The following is a 24,283-nucleotide window of genomic DNA, read 5'->3' as shown; positions in this document are numbered from 1 at the left end:
GGTCAGACGGCGGCGGGCTGCCTGCGGGGCGCCGGGGCGACGACCCGTGACGCCACCCGCTCGGCCCAGCCCGACGGGTCGGGGAAGTCCAGGAACCGGCCGAGGCCGGTCAGCTCCCCGACCGGGTCGGCGACCAGGTCCTCGTAGGACATCCGCAGCAGGTGCTCCGGCGGCACGTCCCGCAGCGCCTGGTCGGCCTGGCTGCTCATGAAGGCGCACAGGCCCAGGTAGCGGCGCAGGTTCTCGCCGCGTTCCCGCAGCGCGTCGGCGGTCAGCCGGTCCGGCAGGTACGGCTGGAGATCCGCCGGCACCGACTCGTCCGCACCGACCCGGAACGGGTCCAGGCCGCACCGGCCGAGGAACTCCACCCGCAGTTGGATGAGCTGGAACGACGAGTGCCGGCTCATCGATCGGGCGGTGTCCTCCCAGTTGCGGGTCAGGTAGACGACCTTGCAGTCCGGGAAACCTCGCAGCAGGTACGGCGCCACGTGACTGGAGCCGCCGGAGCGTTCCACCCACCGGGTCTTGCCGGTCAGCGCGGCGAGCAGGTCCAGGAAGTCGTGGTGGTGCTGGGCCACCGTCTGGGTGCGGAACTGCGGCACCCGCGCGGCGAGCCGGTCGAACAGCGCGTCCGGGTCGGCGGTGAGCTTCGACAGGGTGATGGCCAGGATGCGGGGCAGTTCGGTCAGCCGGTCGGCCCACCGGCCCGTTTCCGGGTAGCGGACCTCCTTCGGCGGCAGCCCGATCCGGAACAGGGTGGACAGCTCCGCCTTGGGGCTGGCCAGCACCGCCCAGTACGCGGCGCCGGTGAGCACCTCGGCGCTGCGCGCCCACGGCGCCACCGACATGAAGAACTCCTGGGCCGACAGGGTGTCCGGCTCCTCGTGGATCAGGTCGGACAGCAGCGTGGAGCCGCACCGACCGTTGCTGATGATGATCGACCGCCCGGTGATCGGGGTGTCCATCGGAAGACCTCCTGCGTGTCGCGCCGTCATGCGGTGGTGGGCTGGGCCAGGTCGAGTGAGCAGTCCTCGGCCAGCCAGGCGAAGACGAGCCGGCGGACCTCCTCCGGCCGGTCGATGAGCACCGTGTGTTTCTGGTCGGGCAGCACCGCGACCCGGGTCTGCGGCAGCAGTCCGCGTACCGTCGGGGCCAGCTCCACCACCGCCGAGTCGCCGCCGTAGAGGCAGAGCACCGGGCAGCCGATGGCGGCCAGCGCCTCGGCCGTCGGCAGCGGACTCGCCGGCAGGTCCCGCGCCAGGCTGGTGTCGGCGAGCATCCGTTGCGTCTCCGCGGCCCGCTGGGCGGCCACCCGCCCCCGCCGGGCCCCGATCTCGGTGACCGCCCCGTCGCGGGGCAGCCGGGCGGCGACCCGGGCGAGTCGCTCGCGGACCCGACGCATCCACTCCGGGACCGGCGGGGCCGACTCCACGGCCACGATGCCGACCACCCGCCCCGGATGCCGGGCGGCGTAGCCGAAGGCGATGGTCCCGCCGAACGAGTTACCCAGCAGCAGCAGCGGACCGGTGACGTCCAGGCCGGTCAGCAACGCCGCCAGGTCGTCGACGAAGTCGTCCAGGGCGTACCCGGTGGCGGGGCGCTCGCTGCGTCCGTGGCCGCGCAGGTCGTACAGGACGGTCGGGACTCCGGCCCGGGACAACGGCTCGGCCAGGGTGAAGTACCAGCTCGCCATGGTGTCCGAGGCCATCCCGTGGATCAGCACGGCGGTCGGCGCGCCGGTCCGGCCGGCGGCGGCCGGACCGGGGGGATCGAGACGCTGCGTGTGCAGCGTGATCCCGTTCGCCCGGACCATGGTCACCGGCTGCCCGCCCCGACCTCGTCGGCCTTCGCCAGCGAGTCGGCGATGTGCGTGACGAGCTGCCCGACCGTCAGCGCACGGACGGTCTCCAGATCCAGCTTGGCGACGAAGTGGGCGAAGTTCACCGTGTCGCCGTAGCGCGCCTGGAGCCGGCCGGCGAGCGCGACGACGTCGATGCTCTCCATTCCCAGGTCGTCGGAGAACGTGGTGTCCATGGTGACCACCTGGTCGTCCGCGAAGTCACCGAGTACGGCGTCGATCATCTCGGTGAGTTCGGCGAGGATGGTGTCCTGGGCCGCGGGCATGGCGGTGCTCCTTCTGCTTGTCGGTCGGATGGGCGGTGCTGCGCACCGGATTGCGGCTCACGGCCCGGCCACCCCGGGCGGGGTCGCCGGCGCCGGCTCCGGCCCCCAGGTCCAGGCGACGACGTACCGGCGGGGCGGCAGGTCCTCCGGGTTGGCCACGTCCCGGTGACCGACCCGGTACGCCCGCCCGCCGATCTCGACGGTCAGCCCGGAGTCGGTGGCCGAGTAGACCCGGAACCGGCGTGGCGAGCCGTCGAGCCCGGTGCCCTCGGCCTTGGCGACCGCTTCCTTCGCGGCCCAGAACCGGGTGAACCACAGCCGCCGGGCCTCGGCGTTCCCGCCGGCCAGGGAGGTCAGCAGGCTCAACTCGGCGGGGGTGAGGGCGAAGGTGAGGGTGCTCTCCGGGTGGTCGGTGACCTCCGCGACGTCGATGCCCACCCCTGGGCCGCCGACCGGCGCGTCGGGTGCCCGCCGCCGGGCGATCGCCACCCCGATCTCCGCGCAGTGCGCCAGGGAGACGTCGCAGTCGCCGAGGCCCCGACCGGGCCGTCCGCGTACCCACGGCCGGCCGTCCGGGTCGTTGCCGACGGTCAGCTCGATCGGGTAGATGTCGGTGTGGCCGTCCTCCCACAGCCGGGCCCGCACCGCGTCCTTCGCCGCGATCCGGCCCAGCATCCACTGCTTGCGGGTCTTGGCCGGCTGCCGCTCGTACTCGGTGTAGGCCGCGCCGCCGAGGATGCCCCGGGCGGCCATGCCCCGGGTGACCAGGTCGGTCCAGCAGTCGAACGCCATCGTCCAACCCTCGGGCTGCAACAGCGACATCGGGTGCCGCTCGGGGAACCGCTCCGCGACCCGGGCCTGCGGGTGGCTGTCGAACCGGCGGTCCACCGCCCCCTCGATCTCCGACCAGACCCGCCCCTGGTAGCTGAGCTGGGTGTCGGCGACGAGCTTGCCGTCGTCGATGACGCGGACCCGGGCGACGCACTCGAACGCCCGGCCGGCCGGTGGGGGTGGCCCGTAGAACCGCACCTGCCCGAGCCCCACCGGCAACGCGACCGTCCGGAACGGCTGGGTGGTGATCAGCCAGTTGCCGATGAGCTGGAGCGCGTTGTCCAGCAGCGCCCCGGGTGGCTCCGGGGCGGTGACGACGCCGCGCACGTGCATGTCGCCGAGCGCGTGCACCTCGGTCACGCCCTGGAACTGCGGGCCGTGGAACATCAGCCGCTCCGCGTACATCTCGGCGGCGCCGAGGGTCGGCGGTCGTTCGGTGGCCGGGTCGTGGGTCCAGACCGGCGGTGGCGGCGGGTACGCGGGGCCGACCTCGATGGTCGCGCGGGCATATCCGGCGAAGGCGACCGCGTACCGGTTCGGGCCGGCGGCCCGAACCACGATCTCGACGTCGGTGGCGGGTTCGGCGATCAGCCACTTGTGGAACTTGGCGTCGTGCACCGCCACCACCGGGACGCCGGGCACGAGCTGCTCCACCGCCTCCATCATGTGCGCGACCAGGGCGGTCGCCGGCACCACCGGCCACCGGTCCTCCGGGTCCGGCCAGTCGTCGGGCTGCACGAAGAAACAGTGGTCAAGCAGGTACGGCATGGTCTTCAGGGAGACCCGCCGGGTGATCCGACCGATCTCCGCACCGGCCCCGGCGGCGGTCCCCGGACGCAGCGGGCCGGTGGTGGTCACCGGTGGCCGCGCGGGCGTGGTGCCGGCCGGTGCCGCCGCGGTCGGGGTCACCGGCCGGGCGGGACGGGTCGGTGCTGCCGTGCCACTGCCGCCGGTGGCCGTCCGCGGCGCCGCCGGGCCCGAGGTGTTCTCCCGCAGCAGGGCGGCGAGTTCGGCCGCCGCGCTGGACCCGCCCGCGAGCCGTTGCAGCGCGTCCAGCGCGGCCGTCGACCGGGCGGCGGCGGGCGTCGGCACGGCGGTCGCCTGTGCGGTGGGTGCCTGTGCGGCGGGTGGTCGGGCCGCCGGGGGTGGTGCGGCGGCCGGCGTCGGCGCGCCACCCTGGCCGGTGGCGGTGCGGCCGGTCATGGCGACGACGGGCCGGGGCACGCCGTTGCCGTTGCCCGGCGTCGGCGGCGCCGGTTCGGGCGACGCGGTCACCCCGAGCAGGCCGGCGGCGTCCGCGCCGAGGCGGACCAGCGGACCGCCGAGGTCGAGCTTCATCCGCGGGCCACGCCGGGCGGCACCGCCCCGCGGCTTCGCCGGGCCGCCGTCGGCGCCCGCCGCCGGCATCCGGCCGTTGCCCGCCGCCGGGGTACGGTCCACGGTGTCCAGCGCCCGCAGGTCCGGTGCGGCACCCTCCACCCACAGCGCGGTAGCGACCCGGCGTAGCTGGTTCAGCCCGCTGCGGTGCGCGGTGTTCACCGGCATCGCGAGGTGGTCGCGCCCGCGCAGGTTGTCACCGACAAGTGAGGCGAGTTGCCCCGCGCCGACCTGGAGGAACACCCGGAACCCGGCGTCGTACATCGCCTCGACGGTCTGCCGGAACCAGACCGGCTCCATCATGTGCCGGACGAAGATCCGGTTGACCTCGTCCTCGTCCGCGGGGAACGGTGCGTGCAGGGTCGCCGACCACACCGGCATCCGGGTCGGGTGCACCTCCCAGCGGCCCAGGGCGGCGCCGATCGAGGTGAGCCCGTCGGCGAAGGCGGGGGTGTGGAACGCCGACCGGAACGGCAGCTTCTGGCACAGGACGTTACGGGTACGCAGCGCCTCGACGAGCCGGTCGACCTGCGGCTCGGGGCCGTTGACCACCGACTGCGCCGGGGCGTTGTCATGCGACAGGACCACCCCGGGATAGTCGCCGAGCAGCGGGGTGACCTGGTCCGCGCCGGCACCGACGGCGGCGAAGACGTAGCCGGAGACCTCCACCGAGTCGGCGTTGAACAGGTCGAGGAACTCGTCCATCGCGGCGGTGCTGATCTGACCGCTGACCGCGGCGGCGGTCCACTCGCCGATGCTGTGGCCGGCGACGGCGTCGGGGCGTACCCGGATCCGGGCCAGCGCCTCGTCGAGCAGCTTGCCCACCTCGATCAGCCCGGCGCCGTGCCGGCCCAGGTCGGCGGCGGACCAGTCCCGGTCCGGCAGGCCGAAATGGGCGGCCAGATCGGCGGTCCGTGGGGCGAACTCCGCCTCCAGGCCGGGGAAGACGAAGGCGAGCTTGCCCGCCCCCGCGCCGAGCAGCGGCCGGGGGCTGAACCAGATGTCCCGTCCGCCCCGCCACGCCTGGCCCCGGGCGACCGTCTTGCGGGCCACCGCGAGCAGCTTGTCCGTCGGGTTGACGACGCCCAGCCGGGTCCGCGCCGGGGCGTCCCCACCGGAGCGGGCGGCCAGCTCGACGCCGAGCCGGCGTACCTCGTGGTCGTCGCGGGCCAACAGCTCGGCGAGCCCGGCCGGGTCCGGCGCGGCCAGCCAGAGCACCTGGTCCGGCTCGTCGACCACGGCCCGGCCGGCGGCCGGGGCGGTCGGCGCGACCACCGGCTCGCCCACCGACACGGGCGGCTGCTCGATGATCAGGTGGGCGTTGATCCCGCCGAAGCCGAACGCGTTGACCCCGGCCCGGCGCGGCCCGTCGCTCTCCCACGGCCGGGCGGTGTCGATCGGCGCGAACCGGGTCGCCGCCATCTCCGCGCGCGGCGTCTCGCAGTGCAGGGTCGGTGGCAGCACCCCCCGGTGCACCGCGAGCGCGGCCTTGATCAGACCGGCCACCCCGGCGGCCGGCATGGTGTGCCCGATCATCGACTTCACCGAGCCGATCACCGGCCGGGAACCCCCGGTGTACGGGCCGAACACCTGCGCCACGGTGGTCAGCTCGGCGGCGTCCCCGGTCGGGGTGCCGGTGCCGTGTGCCTCCAGCAGCCCGAGCGCGTCCGGGGCGGTCGGGTCGAGCCCGGCCGACTCCCAGGCCCGTCTGATCGCCAGCACCTGACCGGGAACCGCCGGGTTGAACATGCTCGCCGACTTGCCGTCGCTCGACACCCCGCTGCCCCGGATCACCGCGTAGACCCGGTCGCCGTCGCGCACCGCGTCGGCGTACCGCTTGAGCACCACCACGCCGGTGCCCTCGCCGATCAGCAGCCCGTCGGCGGCGGCGTCGAACGGCCGGATCTCGCCCTGCCGGGACAGCGCCCGGAGCTGGTTGAACACCGACCAGAAGCTGATGTCGTGCACGTGGTGCACGCCACCGGCGAGTACCGCGTCCAACCGGCCGTTGACCAGCTCCGTGATGCCCTGGTCCACGGCGATCAGCGACGACGCGCAGGCCGCGTCGATGGTGTACGCCGGGCCGCGCAGGTCGAGCCGGTTGGCCACCCGGGAGGCGGCCAGGTTCGGCACCAGGCCGATGGTCCCCTCCGGCTGGTACGGCCCGAGCCGCTCGTCGAACTTCTTGCGCAGCAGCTCCAACCGGGCCGGGTCGACGTCCGGAATCAGCTCCCGCAGGATGCTCACCACCTGGCTGGACATCCGCACCCGCTGGGCGTAGCGGGCCTGGGCGGGGCTGAGGATGCCGCCCCGGCCGAGGATCACCCCGATCCGGTCGCGGGCCGGCAACCGGTCGTCGCCCCCCGCGTCGTCGATGGCCGCGGCGGCCACCTCCAACGTGATGAGCTGGTCCGGCTCGATGTCTCCGACGGAGGCGGGCATCACCCCGAAGCGCAGCGGCTCGAAGGTGGCGTACTCGTCGACGAAGCCGCCCCGCCGGCAGTACATCCGGTCGGCCCGGTGGGCCTGCTCCGGGTCGTAGAACTCCTCGTCCCAGCGGTGGACGGGGACGTCGGTGATCGCGTCCACCCCGGTGACCAGGTTGCGCCAGTAGCTCTCCAGGTCACCGGCCGAGGGCATCAGGGCGGCCATCCCGACGATCGCGATCTGGCCGGGCGCGGGGGCGCCGTTGTTCATCGGTTCCTCCGACGACTGGTGGGGCGGGCGGGGACGGGACTGCACATCGGCGTCCTCACCAACCCGACGCGGTGTAGACGACCGAGGTGACCGACGCATCGGCCCAGGCCAGCTCGCGCAGCAGGGCCAGCGCGCCCTCCTCCGGGTCGATCAGGCCGATGCCGCGCCGGGCGTACTCCCGGCTCAGCTCGGCGGTGACCATGCCGCCGTGACCGGCGCCCGGGGCCCACGGTCCCCAGTGCACGGTCAGGCAGCGCACCCCGGTCCGGGCCGCGTACCGGGTGCCGATGGAGTCCAGCGCGTCGTTGGCCGCCGCGTAGTCGGCCTGGCCCCGGTTGCCGTAGGCGGCGGCGATGCTGCCGAAGAAGACCACGAAGCGCGGCGCGGTGGGCAGCGCGTCGAGGCCGGCCAGCAACCCCCGCGCCCCGTCGACCTTGGTGTCGAAGACCCGGGTGAACGACGCCGGGTCCTTCTCGGCGATCAGCTTGTCCTCGATGATCCCGGCGGCGTAGACCACCCCGTCGAGGCGGCCGTGCTCGGCGTGGATCTCGGCCAGCAACCGCCGGGTGGCGGCGGCGTCCCGTACGTCCAGGGTGTGGTAGCGGACCTCCCCGCCCAGCTCGGTCAGCTCGGCGATGGTCGCGGTCACCTCCCGGGCCGCCAGGATGCCCTGCGCGGTCCGGGCGATCTCGGCCGGTGTGGACGCCCCGCGCCGGGCCAGCACCCCGACCAGCGCGGCCCGGTCCACGGCGCCCGCCAGCTCCGGGTCCTCCGGTCCGGACGGCAGCGGGGTCCGACCGACCAGCTCGATGCGGCAGCCGGTGGCCGAGGCGAGCGCCCGGGCGAACCACGGGGTGATGCCCCGCGCCCCACCGATCAGCACCACCACCGAGTCGCGTTCCAGGCCGATCGCGGCGGCCTCGGACACCCCGTCGCCGGCCGGTCCGGCACCCCCGGCGGCCAGCGCGCCCAGCTCGACCGGGACCAGGTCGGCGACGTACCGGTCGGCGCCGCGCCGGGCGACCACCGGGGCGGCGGCGACGGTGAGCAGTTCGTCGACGAGCTGCCGGGCGAGGGTCTCCGGCGTCGCCGCCGGGTCCACCGCCACGAAGCGGGCGTCCAGTCCGGGGTACTCGCGGGCGATCGTGCGGAACAGTCCGGGCATGCCGTCGGCCGCGCCGGTGACGTCCTGCGCCCCGGCGGCGAGCAGCCAGCGCGGTCCGGCGGCCAGGACCCGCTGCAACAGCGGGAACACGTCGGGCAGCAGCGGCTCGTCGAGGTTGGTCAGCCCGTCGAGCACCAGCACCCCGTCGAAACCCTGACCGGCCTGCGCGCTGTCGAGCACGCCCAGCTGGCCGCCGGCGCCGTACGCGCCGAGCAGCTCGGCCAGGTACGCGCCGACCGGTCCACCGCCGGTGATCAGGAAGCGCATTCCGGTGAGGGCGGTCGCCGGGTCGGCGCTCTGCCCGGTCTGGACGCTCTCCCGGGCGACCAGCCGCTTCGGCGCGATCCCCACTCCCGTGCCGGCCCCGGCGGGATCCGGAGCGGGTGCGGCGGGAGCGGGTGCGGCGGTGTCGGCGGCCGGCGTGGCGGCGGTCGCCGGCCCGGTGGTGGCCGTGACGTGGATGGTGCCGCTCATCTTCTGGTCGAGCCAGGTGACCATGGCGTGGACGGTGCGGGCCTTGACGAGGTCTTCGAGTTCGCTTTCGTCGCCTTCGACGCTGAGGGAGAGGCGTTGGGCGACTTCGCCTGCGACTTCGGCGCGTTTGATGGAGTCGATGGACAGGTCGGCTTCGAGGTCGAGGTCGGGTTCGATGAGGTCGACCGGGTAGCCGGTGCGCTCGCTGATCACGGCGAGGATCGCCTGCCGGAACTCGGCGATGCTGGGACCGGCCGGCGCGGGGGCCGCCACCGGTCCGGTCGGGGTTGCGGTGGCCACCGCGGCGGGGGCCGCGACGACGCCGCCGACCGCGGGGGAGACGGGCACGACGTCCGGGGTGACCGGGACGGGTCGGCCGATCGCCGGTGCCGGTGCCGTGGCCAGCGCGGTGCCTCCGTTCGACCCCGACACGGTGGGCAGCGCGGCGGGGGTGGCCGCGGGTCGGGCGACCGGCGCGGGTGTCGTGGCCGGGACCACGGCCGGTCGGGGATCCGGGGCGGACGCGGGTCCGGCGGGCAGGGCCGGGTAGTCCTGCGGGAAGGCCCCGGTGGGCTGCCCGGTCGGCCGGGTGCCCGCGTCCGGGGGTTCGCCGAGGAAGGCGAGCATCACGTCCCGCTGGGTGGCGATCATCTCCCGGTTGGTGCGCAGGTACTCACGGAGCAACTCGCCCCGGATGTCCCGGACGGCCGCCGGCTCGGGGTCGCTGACGGTCCGGACGTTCCGGACGGCCACGGGTTCGGGGCCGTTGCGGGTGCCGGTGGCGGCGCCGGGGGTGGTGGCGGTGCCATTGGCAGAGGTCATCGACAACTCCTTGATCCGTCGGGGAGGGGTCATGCCACCGGGAAGACAGTTGCCGTGCTGGTCCCGGACGAGTTGGCCGTCGACCGTCCAGAGCGGACGACGGGGCGGTGCGGTGGTGCTGCCGTCGGCGACCCGCCCGTGGAAGAGCCAGTCGGGGCGGACCGGGGCGCCGGCGCAGGCGAGTTCGGCGACCGAGATGAGGAATCCGCGCAGCCCGTCGGAGGGGCCGCGCTCGCAGGCGACCGTCCGGTGCGGCCGGTCGCCGAGCACCGCCTGCACCAGCCGGGTGAGCACCTGGCCGGGGCCGACCTCGACGAAGAGGCGGGCGCCGGCGGCGTACATCGCCTCGATCTGCTCGACGAAGCGGACCGGTGCGCCGATCTGTTCGGCGAGGTGGTGGCGGACCTGGCCGGCGTCGCCGGAGTACGGCGCGGCGGTCAGGTTCGACCAGACCGGGATGCGCGGCTCGGCGATCGACCGGGCGGCGAGCACCTCGGCGAAGGTCTCCACCGCGCCGGCCACCACCGGGCTGTGGAAGGCGCACGCCACCGGGATGGTCCGGGCGGACAGGCCGGCGTTCTTGAACGCGACCACCGCCGCCCGTACCTTCGCCGTCGGGCCGGAGACCACCACCTGCTGCGGGGCGTTCCGGTTGGCCAGCACCACCTCGCTGGCCAGGCCGGCTCCGGCGAGCGCCTGGGCGACCTGGTCGGCGGTGGCGTTGACCGCCGCCATGGTGCCCGGGTCCTCACCGCAGGCCCCGAGGATGGCCGCCGCCCGTTCCCGGCTCAGGTCGAGCAGGGTGGCCGCGTCGAACGCCCCGGCGACGCAGAGCCCGACGAGTTCGCCGTAGCTGTGGCCGGCGGTCATGTCCGGTCGGACCTCGAGCCGGCGCAGCAGGTGGTCCATGGCGAGGCCGCCGATGCCCAGCACCGGTTGGGCGACCCGGGTGTCGCGTACCCGGTCCTCCTGGGCGCGTCGGGACTCCTGGTCGAACGCGGTCGGTGGGAAGAGCAGCTCCGCTGCCGGCCGGTCGAGTTCGAGGTAGTGCCGCAGCTCGGGGAAGGCGACGAAGAGTTCACCGAGGGCGCCGGGGCGCTGGCTGCCCTGGCCGGGGAAGAGGAACGCCACCTGACCGGGCCCGACCGGGTCGGTCCCGGTCGGCTGGACCAGGCCCCGGGCCGGGTCGTGCTCGCCGGCCAGGGCCCGGTGCAGCAGGGTCTCCAGTTCGGCCACGTCCCGGGCGACCACCGCGACATGGGTCGTACCGGACCGGTTGGCCGCCTTGGTGGCGACCGACGCGGCCAGCTCGGCGAGCCGCCCCGGCCGGTCCCGTCCCCCGTCGTCGGCGAGGCTCTCCAGCAGTTGCCGGATCGCCTGGTGGGCGGCGGCGCGGTCCGGGCCCCGGAAGCAGAACAATTCCGCCGGCCAGATCCGTTGCGCGTGCCGGGGTTCCGGCGCGTTCGGGTACGCGCTGAGCACCACGTGGAAGTTGGTGCCGCCGAAGCCGAACGCGCTGACCCCGGCGATCCGTTCGGCGGCCGGCACCGGCCACGGGCGGGCCTCGGTGAAGAACACGAACGGGCTCTGCTGCGGGTGCCAGGCCGGGTTGGGGCGTTCCAGGTGGATGGTGGGGGGCCGGATGCCGTGGTGGAGGGCGAGCGTCGCCTTGATCAGACCGGCCAGTCCGGCGGCGCACTTGGTGTGCCCGATCTGGGACTTCACCGAGCCGAGCGCGCAGCCGCCGGGTGCGGCCCCGGCCTCGACGAACATCCGGGTCAACGTCTCCAGCTCGGTGCGGTCGCCGACCACCGTGCCGGTGCCGTGCGCCTCCACCAGCCCGACCTCGCGGGGGGAGATGCCGGTGCGGTGGTACGCCCGGTCCAGGGCCCGCCGCTGCCCGTCGGGGCGCGGCGCGGTCAGGCCGAGGGCTCGGCCGTCGCTGGCCCCGCCGAGCCCCTTGATCACGCCGTAGATCCGGTCGCCGTCGCGTTCGGCGTCGGCCAGCCGCTTGAGTACGACGCACGCGACGCCCTCGCCGAGGGCGATCCCGTCACCGGTGCTGTCGAAGGGGCGGGACCGGCCGGTGGGGGACAGCGCGTGCGCCGAGGTGAACATGAGGTAGTCGTTGACGCCGTTGTGCAGGTCGGCGCCGCCGCAGATCATCAGGTCACTGTCGCCACTGACCAGTTCCTTGCAGGCGGCGTCCATCGCGGCGAGCGACGAGGCGCAGGCCGCGTCGATGGTGTAGTTGGGGCCACCCAGGTCGAGCCGGTTGGCGACCCGACCGGCGATCACGTTGGCCAGCACGCCGGGGAAACTGTCCTCGGTGACCGTGGGCAGCAGCTCCTGCATCTGCTCGGGCACCTCACCCAGGTATGCCGGCAGCATGGTGCGCAGGGTCTGCGCGTGCCCCATGTCACTGCCGGCCTCCGCGCCGAACACCACGCCGGTGCGAGCGTGGTCCGCCCCCGGGGCGTCGTACGGGTAACCGGCGTCGACCAGGGCCCGGTGGGAGACCTCCAGGGCGAGCAACTGGGTCGGGTCGATGCTGCTGAGCGCGGCCGGCGGGATGCCGTAGCCGATGGCGTCGAAGGGCACCGGCTCGATGAACCCGCCCCACTTGGAGACGCTGATCCGGCCGGTCTGCCCCGGGCCGACCGCGGGGGCGTAGTAGTGGTCGGTGTCCCAGCGGTCGGCCGGGACCTCGGTGACGGTGTCGGCGCCGCTGAGCACGGTGCGCCAGAAGCTGTCCAGATCGGGGGAGCCGGGCAGCATGCAGGCCATCCCGACGATGGCGATGTCGAGCGGGGCGGGCGGCTGGTCGGTTTCGGCGGCCGGCGGCGCGAGCCGGGCCCGCAGCGCGTCGAGCCGGTCGGCGTGCAGGCCCCGTACCTCGGTGGTGACGGCGTCGTGCAGCGCGGCGACGGTGGTGGCGCGGTCGCGCAGCACGGCGACCTGGCCGGCCATGAACAGCCCGTCGCTGGCCTGGACGCTCTCGTCGACGGCCTCGACGGTGTCGCCGGAACGGCGCAGGCCCTTGCTGGCGATGCGCAGCCGGCCCACGTTGAGCAGCTCCAACTGCTCCCACACCTCGCGGTTCTCCACCCCGGCGCCTTCCAGTTGGGTGCGCAGTTGGTGGAAGTCGTCGACGAACGGGGTGTGCAGGCAGCGGGTGGCGTGCCCGGGGGCGGTCTCCAGCAGCGCGGTGTGCTCGGCGGTGAGCGCCGCACGTTGGAACAGCGGCTGGACCGCGCCGTGGCTGACGGCCTCGGCGGTGAACAGGTACGCGGTGCCCATCAGCACGCCGATCCGGGCGCCCCGGCGGGCCATCGGCGCGGCCATCGTGGCCACCATCGCCGCCGAGCGGGCGTCGTGCACCCCACCGGCGAAGAAGACCTGTAGCTGCGCACCGGCGGCCGGGTCGGTGTCCAGGTAGTCGTCGAGCACCGCCAGTTGGGCCTCCCACAACGGGAAGCTCGCCCGGGGGCCCACGTGCCCGCCGCACTCGGCGCCCTCGAAGATGAACTTGCGGGCGCCGGAGCGCAGGAACTGGCGCAGCAGGCCGGGGGAGGGCACGTGCAGGAAGGTGCTGATCCCCTGCTCCTCCAAGGCGCGGGCCTGCGGCGGCCGGCCACCGGCGATGATGGCGCAGGCGGGCCGGATCTCCCGGATGACGTCCAGTTGCGCGGCGCGTAGTTCCTCGGGCGCGAAGCCGAGCACCCCGACGCCCCAGGGGCGGTCGCCGAGCTGCGCGGCGGTCTCGGCGAGCATTCGGCGGCACTTGTCGGTCGAGTTGAGGGCGAGCGCGATGAACGGCAGCGCGCCGCCGTCGGCGACCGCTGCGGCGAAGGACGCTTCGTCGCTGACCCGGGTCATCGGGCCCTGGGCGACGGGGACCCGTACCCCGAGGGCCGCGGCGAGGGGAGCGCCGGGCTGGAGCAGGTCGGCGGCGTCGGGGCGGTCGACGGCGGCGAGCATCTCCGCGCGCATCCCCCGGACGGCGGCGGAGGTGTCCGGCCAACGGTCGGCGAAGGTGGTCGCCAGCCACCCGTCCTGTCCGACGGGCAGCAGTTCGGTGTCGGCGCCGTGCGGGCCGCCGCGGCGGATGCCCCGTATCCCGTCGCGCAGGACGGTCTCCGAACCGTCCATCCGCCGGATCGCGGCCTGGACGTCGGTCGGCAGGTCCGACTCGGGCATCAGGGCGAGCTGGGTGTCCAGGACCACGCCGGCCGCGCCGCCGATCAGGCAGGCGCCGGCGGTGCGCGGGCCGATCCCGCCGGCCACCCAGATCGGCAGGTCGACGGTGTCGTCGGCGACGAGTTGCTGGAGCAGGACGAACGAGCTGAGTTCGCCGATCCGGCCGCCGGCTTCCATCCCCCGGGCGATCAGTCCGTGTGCTCCGGCCGCCGCCGCGGCCCGCGCCTCGGCCCGGCTGGTCACCTCCACGAGCACCCGGTGGTGCGGGGTGATCTCGGCCAGCGGCCAGGGGCTCGCCGGCTCGACCACGATCAGGTCCACCCGGTCGTTCGCGGCCCGCGCCAGCTCGGTGGGGGTGGCCCGGCAGCCCGCGGGCACCCGGACGCCGATCGGCGCGGCGGACCAGCTCGCGGCGCGGGCGAGCGCCCGCAGCGACCAGTCGTCGCCGGTGGCCAGGTCGATGATGCCCTGCCCACCACCGGCGGCGGTGGCGGCCGTGATCCGTGGGCCGGGTTCCAGGACGCCGACGGGGCTGACGACCAGGATCAGGTCACGCGTGTACGGTGCGCTACTCATCGGGCTCCCACTTCGGTCGCGAAGGATCGCGTGGTGACGGGGGGATTGCCGGCCGAACACCGGCGAGGACGGATTGGATTTGCGCCAGTCAATGTCGCGGTGAGTCACAGCCTAGCTTCGCCCAGTTACGTCTCGGTTAAATCCACCCGCCAGGGTCGTTGGTGTGAAGATTTCCTACCTACGCCGGGGGGTATGTCTCCGGGTTAAGCAGGAGAAATGATCGTCGATGCGCCGACGTTGTCACCAAACCATGCCGCAGTTGGTTGCCTGTTCATTTTCGAACTTATTTCCAAGCTGTTTTCCGTTGATTGGGAAGATCCGGATAGCGGGAGATCAACTCGTCGCACGTCCCACCATGTGGAACGAGTCTTGCCATGGATTGCATCGACCATTAAAGATCCGTATCGGCATCCACGCCATCATTACCCATCGATTAGCTGTGGAATTCGTGAGGCGAGGTGGAATTGGTTTCGATCATCAGATCCCCTGGTAGTGAGGGGTCTCCTCGTGCTCCGCGTCTCCGCTCCACCCGTCGTCGCTGACCTTGCGGGTGGTTACCAACGGAGGCGAGGGCTCCCCGAGCATGCCGCCGGACCCGGTGTTGAGCTGGTCACACTCCGGCCTTTGGCGACGGTCAACGTACTCACTTAACGAGCGTTTCATGCGCTGTCCGCCGGGCGGTCAGCCGATCCGGCGCCGGATATGCCGCCTGCTGATTTCCGGCAGTACCCCAGCCCTGCCCGTGCTCCCGGCCAGGTGAGACGGTCAACACGTCCGTCCCGGCCGGGCCGTCCTCCCCCATTTTCCTTTCGGATCGGCGGTAATTGTGCGTAGCCTGCTTCTCCTCGCCCTCGTCGGCCTCGGTGCCCAACTCGTCGACGGCAGTCTCGGCATGGCATACGGTGTGACATCCACGACGTTGTTGCTGGCCCTCAACACCGGGGCCGCGAGCGCCTCGGCGACCGTTCACCTGGCCGAGATCGGCACCACCCTGGTCTCCGGCGCCGCGCACTGGCGGTTCGGCAACGTCGACTGGACGGTGGTCCGCCGGGTCGGCGTCCCGGGTGCCCTCGGCGCGTTCGCCGGCGCGACGTTCCTCTCCCGCCTCTCCACCGAGACCGCGGCCCCGATCATGTCGCTGATCCTGTTCACCCTCGGCCTGTACGTCCTGATCCGGTTCACCGTCGCCGGGCTGCCCCGGGAACGCGTCGGGCTGCCCCTGCGCAAGCGCTTCCTCGCGCCGCTGGGACTCGTCGCGGGCTTCGTGGACGCCACCGGCGGGGGCGGCTGGGGGCCGGTCGGCACTCCCGCCATCCTGGCCAGCGGCCGGCTGGAACCGCGCCGGGTGATCGGTTCGATCGACACCAGCGAGTTCCTGGTGGCGGTCGCCGCCAGCGTGGGATTCCTGGTCGGCATCGGCTCGGCGAACATCAACTTCGGCTGGGTGGCCGCGCTGCTGCTCGGCGGCATGATCGCCGCGCCGATCGCCGCCTGGCTGGTACGGCTGGTCCCGCCCCGGGTCCTCGGCTCCGCCGTCGGCGGGGTCATCGTCCTGACCAACACCCGGACCCTGCTGCGCAGCGACTGGATCTCCGCCCCGGACCCCGTCCGGTACGCCTGCTACCTGCTCGTCGCGGTGCTCTGGGCGGCGGCGGTGGCCTGGTCGCTGCGCCGGCACCTGGCCGACCGGCAGGTGGCCGCGCCGGTCGCCGCGGGACAGGAGGGAGTCGCCGGGGAACCGGTCATCACGTCGAGCTGACCGGACGGCGGCCCGGCGGCCCTCGTCGGTGGAGCGGGCGGGGCGTGGTGCGGCTCAACCGGGCAGGGTTTCGATCGGCTGGCCGGTGAGCGTGGCGATGAGGTCGAAGTGCTTGTCGACGGCCAGGACGGTCAGTCCGGTCTTTTCAGCGGTTGCGGCGATCAGCAGGTCAGGGATCGACGGAGCGCGGTGTTGGCCGCGGTCGGCGAGCAGCAACTGCACTTCCAGCGCCCGGTCTTCGATTGCGGGTGTGAGGTGTTCGACGGGCATCAGGGACAGTGGTGGGATGGCGAACTGCCGGCGTCCCGCTTCTCCGGTGCGCGCCGAGTAGCCGAGTTCGAGGCGCGTGATGGTGGAGAGCCGGACGAGTCCTCGGCTGATGCGCGCGTTCCACTCGTCGCGGTTCGCCGTCTGGCCGAGTTGGAGACGAACGTAGGCGGACTTGTCGATCAGCCAACTCGTCACCGCCACGCGGCCCCCATCACCGTAGGGTCGGCGAGGTCGGCGAAGGTCTCCGCGGATCGTTGCCAGTCCTCGGCGGTGACCGTCCGGTCGCTGGCTGGACGGATGTTCTCCTCGAACTTCCGGCGTAGGTACTCGTTGCGGGACAGCCCGAGGCTGGCGGCTGTGGCGTCGATGCGGTCCACGGCTTCTTGGCTGAGATCACGGACGAGGATGTTGGGCATGTGGCACCTCCCTGGCCGGGTGCTATCACGATATCACGCTGGCAGCGGCGCCAATCCCAAACCGGATTTTTCGCCGCGCACGGCGATTGCACAGTGGGCTGGCGAAGAGTCCGCCGGTAGCGCGCAGATCGGGGTTCGTCGCCAGTGCGTCGGCCGGCTCCCCCCGGAGCCGGCCGACGCACTGCTAGCCGGCGCGGGGCCGGTCCAACACGGCGTGCTGGGCGGTCGCGTACTGCTCGCGGATCAGTGGGACGGGATCGTCCTCGTACGTCTCCGGCGTCTCCGCCGACCACCGAGGCGGGGTGTCCCCACCGGCGACGACCCATGCCGCCTGCCGGGCCGCTCCGTCGGCGACGTACTCGCCGGGCGGGGGTACGAGCACCGGCTTGCCGAACAGGGCGGGCGCGATCCGGCGTACCGCCTCGCTTTTCGCCCCGCCGCCGACCAGGACGATCCGGTTCGCCTGGGCGCCCTGGTCGACGAGCGCGTCCAGGCCGTCCGCCAGGGCGCAGAGCATGCCCTCGACGGCGGCCCGGGCCAGGTGCGCCGGGTCGGACGTCTTCAGGGTCAGCCCGTGGATCGCGCCCGTGGCATCCGGCCGGTTCGGGGTCCGCTCACCCTCCAGGTACGGCACCAGGACCAGGCCGTCCGCACCGGCGGGCGCGGACAGCGCGAGCCGGGACAACTCGTCGTGCGAGACCCCGAGCAGTCGCGCCGCCGCGTCCAGCACCCGGGCCGCGTTGAGCGTGACCACGATCGGCAGGAAGCGGCCGGTGGTGTCGGCGAACCCGGCCACCGTGCCGCTCGGGTCGACGGGTGCCGTTTCCGAGGAGACGAACACCGTGCCGGACGTGCCGATCGAGACGATCACGTCGCCGGGCAGCGCGCCGGTCCCGAGGGCGGCGGCGGCGTTGTCCCCGGCTCCCGGGCCCAGCGGGGCGCCGTTCGGCAGGCGCCCGGCTACCCCGGTCGGACCGAGGACATCCGGCGTTCGCAGGGCCCGGCCGAATCCGAGCTCCAGCAGGTCGGGCCGGTATTCGTTGGTCCTGGCCGACCAGTAGAGCGTGCCGCTGGCGTCGCTGCGGTCGGTCCTGATGTCCGCGATGTCGGTGGACCCGGACAGTTTCCAGGTGAGCCAGTCGTGCGGCAGGCAGACCGCGGCGACCCGGGCCGCGTTCTCCGGCTCGTTGCGCGCCAGCCAGCGCAGCTTCGTGAGCGTGAAACTGGCGACCGGCACGATCCCGACCGCCTCCGCCCACCTGTCCCCGCCGCCCAGTTCGGCGATCAGGTCGGCGGCCGCGCCGGCGCTGCGCGTGTCGTTCCACAGCAGCGCCGGGCGGACCACCGCACCGTTCTCGTCCAGCACGACCATGCCGTGCTGCTGGCCGGCCACCGAGGCGGCGGCCACGTCGTCCAGGCCGCCGGCCTCCTCGATCGCCTGCCGCAGCGCGGTCCACCAGGCGTCCGGATGCACCTCGGTGCCGTCCGGGTGGGCGGCCCGGCCCTGCCGGACCAGCTTTCCCGTCTCGGCGTCACGGATGACGACCTTGCACGACTGCGTCGAGCTGTCGATCCCGGCCACCAGCGCCATGGTCAGCGAGCCCCGATCAGGTGCTCGACGGCCAGCTGGTTGAGCCGGATGAACCCGTAGCCCTGGGCGCCGGGGGCGGTCACGTCGAAGTCCTCGAACGCGCTGCGGTCGGCGAGCAGGTCGGCGTAGCTCTCGCCCGGGTTCAGGGTCGGGGTGGACAGCTCGCCGACCTTCGCGGCGGCCAGCGCCTCCTGCACCTCGGGGTCCGCGCGGAACGCCTTGGCCCGCTCCTTGAGCAGCAGGTACATCCGGATGTTGGCCTTGACCGACTCCCAGACGCCGTCGAAGTCCTCGGTGCGGGACGGCTTGTAGTCGAAGTGTCGCGGGCCGTCGTAGGGGCTGGCGCCGTCGAGGCCGTTCTCCAGCAGGTCGACCGTGGAGAACGCGTTGAGCAGGTCGCCGTGACCGAAGACCAGGTCCTGGTCGTACTTCGGGCCGTGCTGACCGTTCAGGTCGATGTGGAACAACTTCTTGTGCCACAGCGCCTGGGCGATGCCGTGGGTGAAGTTGAGGTTCGACATCTGCTCGTGGCCGACCTCGGGGTTGATGCCGAACAGCTCGGGCCGCTCCAGCTCCTGGGTGAACGCGATGGCGTGGCCGGCGGTCGGGAGCAGGATGTCGCCGCGGGGCTCGTTCGGCTTCGGCTCGATGGCGAAGCGGTAGCCGTAGCCGCGGTCCTCGGAGTACTGCGCGAGGAGGTTCAACGCCTCGGCGTAGCGGTCGAGCGCGGCCCGGACGTCCTTCGCGGAGTCGTACTCCGAGCCCTCGCGGCCGCCCCACAGCACCAGGATCCTGGAGCCCAGCTCGGCGCCGAGGTCCATCTGGCGCAGCACCTTGCGCAGCGCGTAGCGCCGAACGTTGCGATCGTTGCTGGTGAAGCCGCCGTCCTTGAAGATGGGCTGCTGGAACAGGTTGGTGGTCACCGACGGGACGATGAGCCCGGTCTCGTCGAGCGCCTTCTTGAAGGCGGCGACGATGCGGTCGCGGGTCGCGGCGTCCGCGCCGAACGGCACCAGGTCGTCGTCGTGGAAGCCGACACCGTACGCCCCGAGTTCGGCGAGCTTGTGCACGGTCTCGATCGGGTCGAGCGCGGGACGGGTGGCCTCGCCGAACGGGTCGCGTGCTTCCCAGCCGACGGTCCAGAGACCGAAGGAGAACTTGTCCTCACGTGTGGGCTGCACAGACACGGTTACCTCCGGGAAACGCGTTGGATTTGTTTGCTGGTTGAATTATTTGCCCGGGGTATGGCATTGTCAAGGCGTGACGGCTCGGTTGACCTCCGCATCGAGCGCCCCCGTCCGGCAGTCGAGTGTGCGCGCTCACAACCTCGCGCTGGTGCTGAGCACCGTGGCGGACAGCGCGGACCCGCCGTCCCGGGCCGCGGTCGCGACCCTCACCGGGCTCACCCGGGCCACCGTCTCGGCGCTTGTCGACGACCTGATCGCGGGCGGCCTGCTGACCGAGCTGGACCCGCCGCCGCGCACCGGAGCCGGCCGCCCGGCGGCCGGGCTCGCGCTCGCCTCGACCGGTCCGGCCGGGCTCGGCCTGGAGATCAACGTCGACTACCTGGCCGTCTGTGTGGTCGACCTGACCGGCGCGGTCCGGCAGCGCCTCGTCGAGCACGCCGACCAGCGCCCGGCCGCGGCGGCCGACGCGCTCGCCGCACTCGGCCGGCTGGCCGCCCGCGCCCGGCACGCCGCCGAGGCCGACGGGCTGGTGGTGGCCGGCGCCGCCCTCGCGGTCCCCGGCCTGGTCTCCGCCGGGTCGGTCCTGGACGCGCCGAACCTGGGCTGGCAGAACGTGGACGCACTGGCGCTGCTGCGCGGCGTGCCGGAGCTCGCCGACCTGTCGATCGTCGTCGAGAACGAGGCCAACCTCGCCGCCCTCGGTGAGTTGCGGGTCGCGGGGGGCGAGCAGACGTTCCTGTACGTCTCCGGCGAGATCGGCATCGGCGCCGGGCTGGTGATCGACGGCCAGCTGTACCGCGGCGCGCGCGGCTGGAGCGGCGAGATCGGTCACGTGACGGTCCACCCCGACGGGCGGGCCTGCCGCTGCGGCTCGAACGGCTGCCTGGAGCAGTACGCCGGTCAGGAGGCGCTCGGCGCGGGTGAGCCGCAGGCCGCCGCGGCGCTGGGCATCGCGCTGGCCGCGGTGGTCAACCTGCTGGACGTGCCGGTGATCGTGCTGGGCGGGGCCTATGCGACCTACTTCGACCGGCTGCGCGACGGCATCGAGGCCGAGTTGCGGCGCCGGGTGCTGACCGCGAGGCTCGCGCCGGTCACGCTACGGGCCGCCCGGCTGGGCACGAACGCCGCGGTGCGCGGGGCGGCGGACGCGGTGGTACGGGGCGTGCGCGACGATCCGGCGGCCTGGCTGCGGCGGGTCGGCTGACGGCGCCTACCCGGGCCGGGCTGAAGGCGAGTTCAGGTAGGCGTGGCTCGCCGCGAGCGCCGCGAAGACGTCGCCGTCGCTGGCCTTCATCTCGACGATGCGCAGCGCGCCGGCCGGGGTGGCGGCCAGGATCTCCGCCGTCGGCATCGCGCCTCGCCCGAGGGCGACGTGCGGGGCATCCGCGGTGATCGGACCGTCCTTCAGGTGCACGGCCGGCACCCGCGCGCCGAGCCGGTCGAGGACGGCCGGTACGTCGGCGCCGCCGACGGCCGCCCAGTAGGTGTCGAGCTCGAAGAAGACATCCGGGGCCACCAGGTCGGCCAGGGCCTCCAGGGCGTGCCGGCCGTCGACCCGGGCGGCGAACTCGGACCAGTAGTTGTGGTAGCCGATCCGCAGGCCGTACCCGGCGGCCCGCTCGGCGAGCGCGTTGAGCGCGTCGGCGGTGCGCTCCAGTGCCGCCGGGCCGGTGAAGGCGTCGTCGGGGAGGCCGGTTCCGACGATGGCCAGGTCGGTGCCGAGCGTCGCCACGGCTTCCAGGGCCGCGTCGCGGTCGGCGGTGAAGAACCGGTGCGAGTGGGCGCTGCAGACGGCGAGGCCGGCATCCTCGGCCGCCGCACGCAGGCCGGCCGGGTCGTCGAGAGCCTCGAAGGGCTCGACGCCGCGGTAGCCGAGACCGGCCACGCGCCGTAGCGCGCCGTGGCGGTCGGCCGCCAGCTCGTCCCGGATGGTCCACAGGTTGACCGCTGGCGAGTTCGACATCAGTCCGTGCCCTTTCCGGTGGCTGTCGCGGGGATGTTCGGAAGCGCGAAGGACGATACCCAGGTCACCACGAGCAGGGCGGCGCACAACCAGTAGGCCAGCTCGCTCGCGGCGAACGGCGACGCGCCCCGACCGATCTGATCGAAGATCACCGTGGAGAAGATCGCCGCCGCCACCGCGCCACCCAGTTGCTGGAGGGCGTTGACGGCGCCGGTGGCCGACCCGAGCTCGCGGTCGTCGACCCGTGACAGGACCAGGTTCAGGAACTGCCCGAAGAACAGGCCGGTCCCGACGCCGGCGACGAGAAACGCGGGCGCCAGGTTGAAGCTGGTGAGGCCGGAGTCGTACCGCAGGCCGTCCGGCCCCGGGTAGGTGGTGGTGCCGGCGGTGGCCGCCACGGTCACCGCGGCCAGGCCCATCCCCACCGCCTGGCACAGGATTCCGGCCTGGAGCACCAGGCGCGGTCTCCGCTTCGCGAGCAACTGCCCGATGCCCATCGCGGCGATGGTGCCCACCGGCCACCAGGTGCCGGTCAGGCCGCTGCGGAGCGGCGACCAGCCGACGTACAGCTGGACCAGGACCGGGTAGACGATGAAGGCTCCCGAACAGGCGCCGAAGAACAGGAAGACGACCACCGAGCCGCCGGTGAAGGACCGTTTGCGGAACAGGCTCGTCTCGATGAACGCGTCCAGCCCGCGTCGGTGCCGGGTGCGGGCGTGCAGCGCGAAGAGCACGAGAACCAGCACCGACGAGACCATCATCGCCCGGGTCCACCAGGCCCACTGATGTTCACGGCCCTGAATGACCGGATAGACGAACAGCCCGACCGAGACCGAGCACAGGACCATGCCGATGCCGTCGAGCTTCGGCCGGGCGGCGGAGGGGCGGTCGGCGGGAAGCGTACGGAGGGCGAAGAAGTACACGACGAGGCAGGCCGGGATGTTGACGATGAAGACCCAGTGCCACGACGCGTACGTGATCAGCGCACCACCCAGGATCGGGCCGGCGGCGGACGAGAGACTCATGAAGGGCCCGAAGATGGCGAACGCCTTCGCGCTGTGCTCCGGACCGAAGCTCTCGCGGATCATGCTGACGCACTGCGGGACCATCATCGCCGCGGCACCGCCCTGCACCAGCCGCGCGACGATCAGCGGGGCCGGAGCCTGCGCCGTCGCGCATGCCGCCGACGTGAGCGCGAACCCGGCGAGTCCGATGAGGAACATGCGGCGGCGGCCGACGATGTCGCCGAGGCGACCGCCGGCGAGCAGGAGCACCGCGAACGTCAGCACGTAGCCGACACTGATCCACTGGAACTGCGCGTTCGACGCGCCGAGGTCGTTGCGGATCGCCGGGGCGGCGACGTTCATCGCGGTGGCGTCCAGCAGGTCCATCATCGCCGCGCCCAGCACCGTGAACAGGACCGCCCAGGCGCCCCGGGGTGGTGCGGAGGAGTCGGCGTCGAGGCCGGGTTGCGCCATCGCGGACACGGCGGGCACGGCCACCCTTCAGGCATTCAGGCAACGATCTGGATCAAACTAGTGGCCGCACGGCGGCCTGCCAAGAGCCGGTCCATCCGGGCCGGCCTGTAGCGTGCACCCATGCCGATCGACGTCGGTGCACCCATGCGCCACGCCAGCATGCGCGAACGGAATCTGGCCGTGCTGCTCGGCGTGATCGCGGAACATCAGCCGGCCACCCGGGCGCAGCTCGCGTCGCTCACCGGCTTCACCAAGACCACCGTGTCCAACCTGATCGCGGTGCTCGCCGACGCCGGCCTGGTGCACAACGGGGGCGTGCTCCACGGCGGCGACCGCGGGCGCCCGGGAACGGGCGTCCTGGTCGACGGCGCGAGCGCTGCCGGGCTCGGCCTCGAGGTGACCGTCGACTACCTGGCGTCGTGTGTCCTCGACCTGAGCCGCCGGGTGCGCCACCGGGACCTGGTGACGACCGACAACCGGAATCGCCGGCCCGAGGAGATCGCCGCGGCCCTGGCCGTGCTCGCCGAAAAGGCGGTCGTCTCCGCCCAGGAGCAGGGCCTCACCGTGGCCGGGGCGGTCGTGGCGGTGCCCGGTCTGGTCGACCGTTCCGGGATGCTGCGTGCGCCGAGCTTCCGCTGGCGGGACGTGCCGGCCGCGGCACTCGTCGACCGCGGCCTCCGCGAGCTGCGTCTGCCGACCAAGGTGGAGAACGAGGCGAACCTCGCCGCGCTCGGCGAGATGTGGCTCGGCGCGGGACGCCCGCTCAGCGACTTCCTGCACGTGTCCGGGGAGATCGGCATCGGCGCCGGCATCATCCTGAACGGCCGGATCTTCCGGGGCTTCCACGGGTTCGCCGGCGAGCTGGGCCACATCCAGGTCGATCCGGACGGGCCGCGGTGCGCCTGCGGCGCGCGCGGGTGCCTGGAACTCGTCGCCGGCCGGGAGGCCATGCTCTGCGCGGTGGGGCTCAGGCCGTTGGCCGCCTGGTCCGGCCCGGACGACCGGATGTCCGCCCTGATCGAACTGCTCGACGCCGGGGACCGCGACGCCATCGCGGCGGTGCGGCGGGCCGGTGACGCTCTCGGGCGCGCGCTCACCTGCGTCGTCAAGGGGCTGGACCCGGGCGCGATCGTGCTGGGCGGCATCTTCTCCCGGCTCGCGCCGTGGATCCTGGCGCCCACCGAGGCGGCACTGCGGGCCGGCGCGCTGTACGAGCAGACACCCACGGTCGTCATCTCACCCCTGGGCGGGGACGCGGTGATGCTCGGCGCGGCCGGGCAGATCATCGAGGACATCTACGCCGATCCGGCGGTGCTGCTCCGCTGACGACCGTCACCCGGCGTGTTCCATTGT

Annotated in this window: 14 protein-coding genes; 3 read left to right on the top strand and 11 right to left on the bottom strand. The window is 73.3% G+C overall.

The features are described from left to right. Positions 1-2: 2 nt before the first annotated feature. The 5 genes from O7613_RS24645 to O7613_RS24625 are packed head-to-tail and all read right to left on the bottom strand — an operon-like array spanning position 3 to position 14,266. A complete protein-coding gene (locus O7613_RS24645; protein ID WP_281585985.1) occupies positions 3-965 on the bottom strand; it encodes a sulfotransferase domain-containing protein in 963 nt (320 codons plus the stop codon). A 26-nt stretch (positions 966-991) separates the two neighbouring features. After that, on the bottom strand, positions 992-1,813 hold the full coding sequence (locus O7613_RS24640) for an alpha/beta hydrolase (protein ID WP_282294608.1): 822 nt from the start codon (positions 1,811-1,813) through the stop codon (positions 992-994). Positions 1,814-1,815: 2 nt separating this feature from the next. Further along, entirely contained in the window at positions 1,816-2,124 is a 309-nt protein-coding gene (locus O7613_RS24635; RefSeq protein ID WP_281585986.1) for an acyl carrier protein, read from the bottom strand. A 57-nt stretch (positions 2,125-2,181) separates the two neighbouring features. After that, complete coding sequence (locus tag O7613_RS24630; RefSeq protein WP_282290236.1) at positions 2,182-7,029, bottom strand: type I polyketide synthase; 4,848 nt, start codon at positions 7,027-7,029, stop codon at positions 2,182-2,184. Between the two features lie 55 nt (positions 7,030-7,084). Beyond that, positions 7,085-14,266, bottom strand: coding sequence for a type I polyketide synthase (locus tag O7613_RS24625; RefSeq protein WP_282290234.1), 7,182 nt, complete (start codon positions 14,264-14,266; stop codon positions 7,085-7,087). An 826-nt stretch (positions 14,267-15,092) separates the two neighbouring features. Here O7613_RS24625 and O7613_RS24620 point away from each other — a divergent pair. Next, a complete protein-coding gene (locus tag O7613_RS24620; protein WP_282290232.1) occupies positions 15,093-16,025 on the top strand; it encodes a sulfite exporter TauE/SafE family protein in 933 nt (310 codons plus the stop codon). 54 nt (positions 16,026-16,079) lie between these two features. Here O7613_RS24620 and O7613_RS24615 read toward each other — a convergent pair whose 3' ends face one another. From O7613_RS24615 to xylA, 4 genes are all read right to left on the bottom strand, one after another. Beyond that, positions 16,080-16,496 (bottom strand): PIN domain nuclease, encoded by a 417-nt coding sequence (locus O7613_RS24615; protein WP_282290231.1) that lies wholly within the window; start codon positions 16,494-16,496, stop codon positions 16,080-16,082. Then, on the bottom strand, positions 16,487-16,711 hold the full coding sequence (locus tag O7613_RS24610; protein ID WP_281585991.1) for a hypothetical protein: 225 nt from the start codon (positions 16,709-16,711) through the stop codon (positions 16,487-16,489). Before O7613_RS24610 ends, O7613_RS24615 begins: the two co-directional genes overlap by 10 nt. Positions 16,712-16,895: 184 nt before the next feature. After that, positions 16,896-18,302 (bottom strand): xylulokinase, encoded by a 1,407-nt coding sequence (gene xylB / locus O7613_RS24605; RefSeq protein WP_282290230.1) that lies wholly within the window; start codon positions 18,300-18,302, stop codon positions 16,896-16,898. Positions 18,303-18,304: 2 nt separating this feature from the next. Then, the gene (xylA, locus tag O7613_RS24600; RefSeq protein ID WP_282290225.1) at positions 18,305-19,489 is read right to left on the bottom strand and encodes a xylose isomerase; all 1,185 of its coding nucleotides are present in this window, start codon (positions 19,487-19,489) and stop codon (positions 18,305-18,307) included. Positions 19,490-19,562: 73 nt separating this feature from the next. Here xylA and O7613_RS24595 point away from each other — a divergent pair, with 73 nt between their 5' ends. Next, positions 19,563-20,693, top strand: coding sequence for an ROK family protein (locus O7613_RS24595; protein ID WP_281585994.1), 1,131 nt, complete (start codon positions 19,563-19,565; stop codon positions 20,691-20,693). 6 nt (positions 20,694-20,699) lie between these two features. Here the strand turns inward: O7613_RS24595 and O7613_RS24590 are convergent, their stop codons facing one another. Next, on the bottom strand, positions 20,700-21,452 hold the full coding sequence (locus tag O7613_RS24590; RefSeq protein ID WP_282290223.1) for a sugar phosphate isomerase/epimerase: 753 nt from the start codon (positions 21,450-21,452) through the stop codon (positions 20,700-20,702). Further along, positions 21,452-22,948 carry an MFS transporter gene (locus tag O7613_RS24585; protein ID WP_282290222.1) on the bottom strand — a complete coding sequence of 499 codons (1,497 nt, stop codon included), beginning with the start codon at positions 22,946-22,948 and terminating at the stop codon, positions 21,452-21,454. The genes O7613_RS24590 and O7613_RS24585 overlap by 1 nt, the downstream gene beginning before the upstream one ends. 102 nt (positions 22,949-23,050) lie before the next feature. On the opposite strand from O7613_RS24585, the gene O7613_RS24580 reads away from it, so the two are divergent. After that, entirely contained in the window at positions 23,051-24,256 is a 1,206-nt protein-coding gene (locus tag O7613_RS24580; protein WP_281585997.1) for an ROK family transcriptional regulator, read from the top strand. Positions 24,257-24,283 lie beyond the last annotated feature (27 nt).

The sequence above is a fragment of the Micromonospora sp. WMMD975 genome, from assembly GCF_029581215.1.
In the GTDB taxonomy this organism is placed as follows: Bacteria; Actinomycetota; Actinomycetes; order Mycobacteriales; family Micromonosporaceae; genus Micromonospora.
Note: the sequence above shows the minus strand (reverse complement) of the source record. Positions and strands in the feature narration are given on the sequence as shown.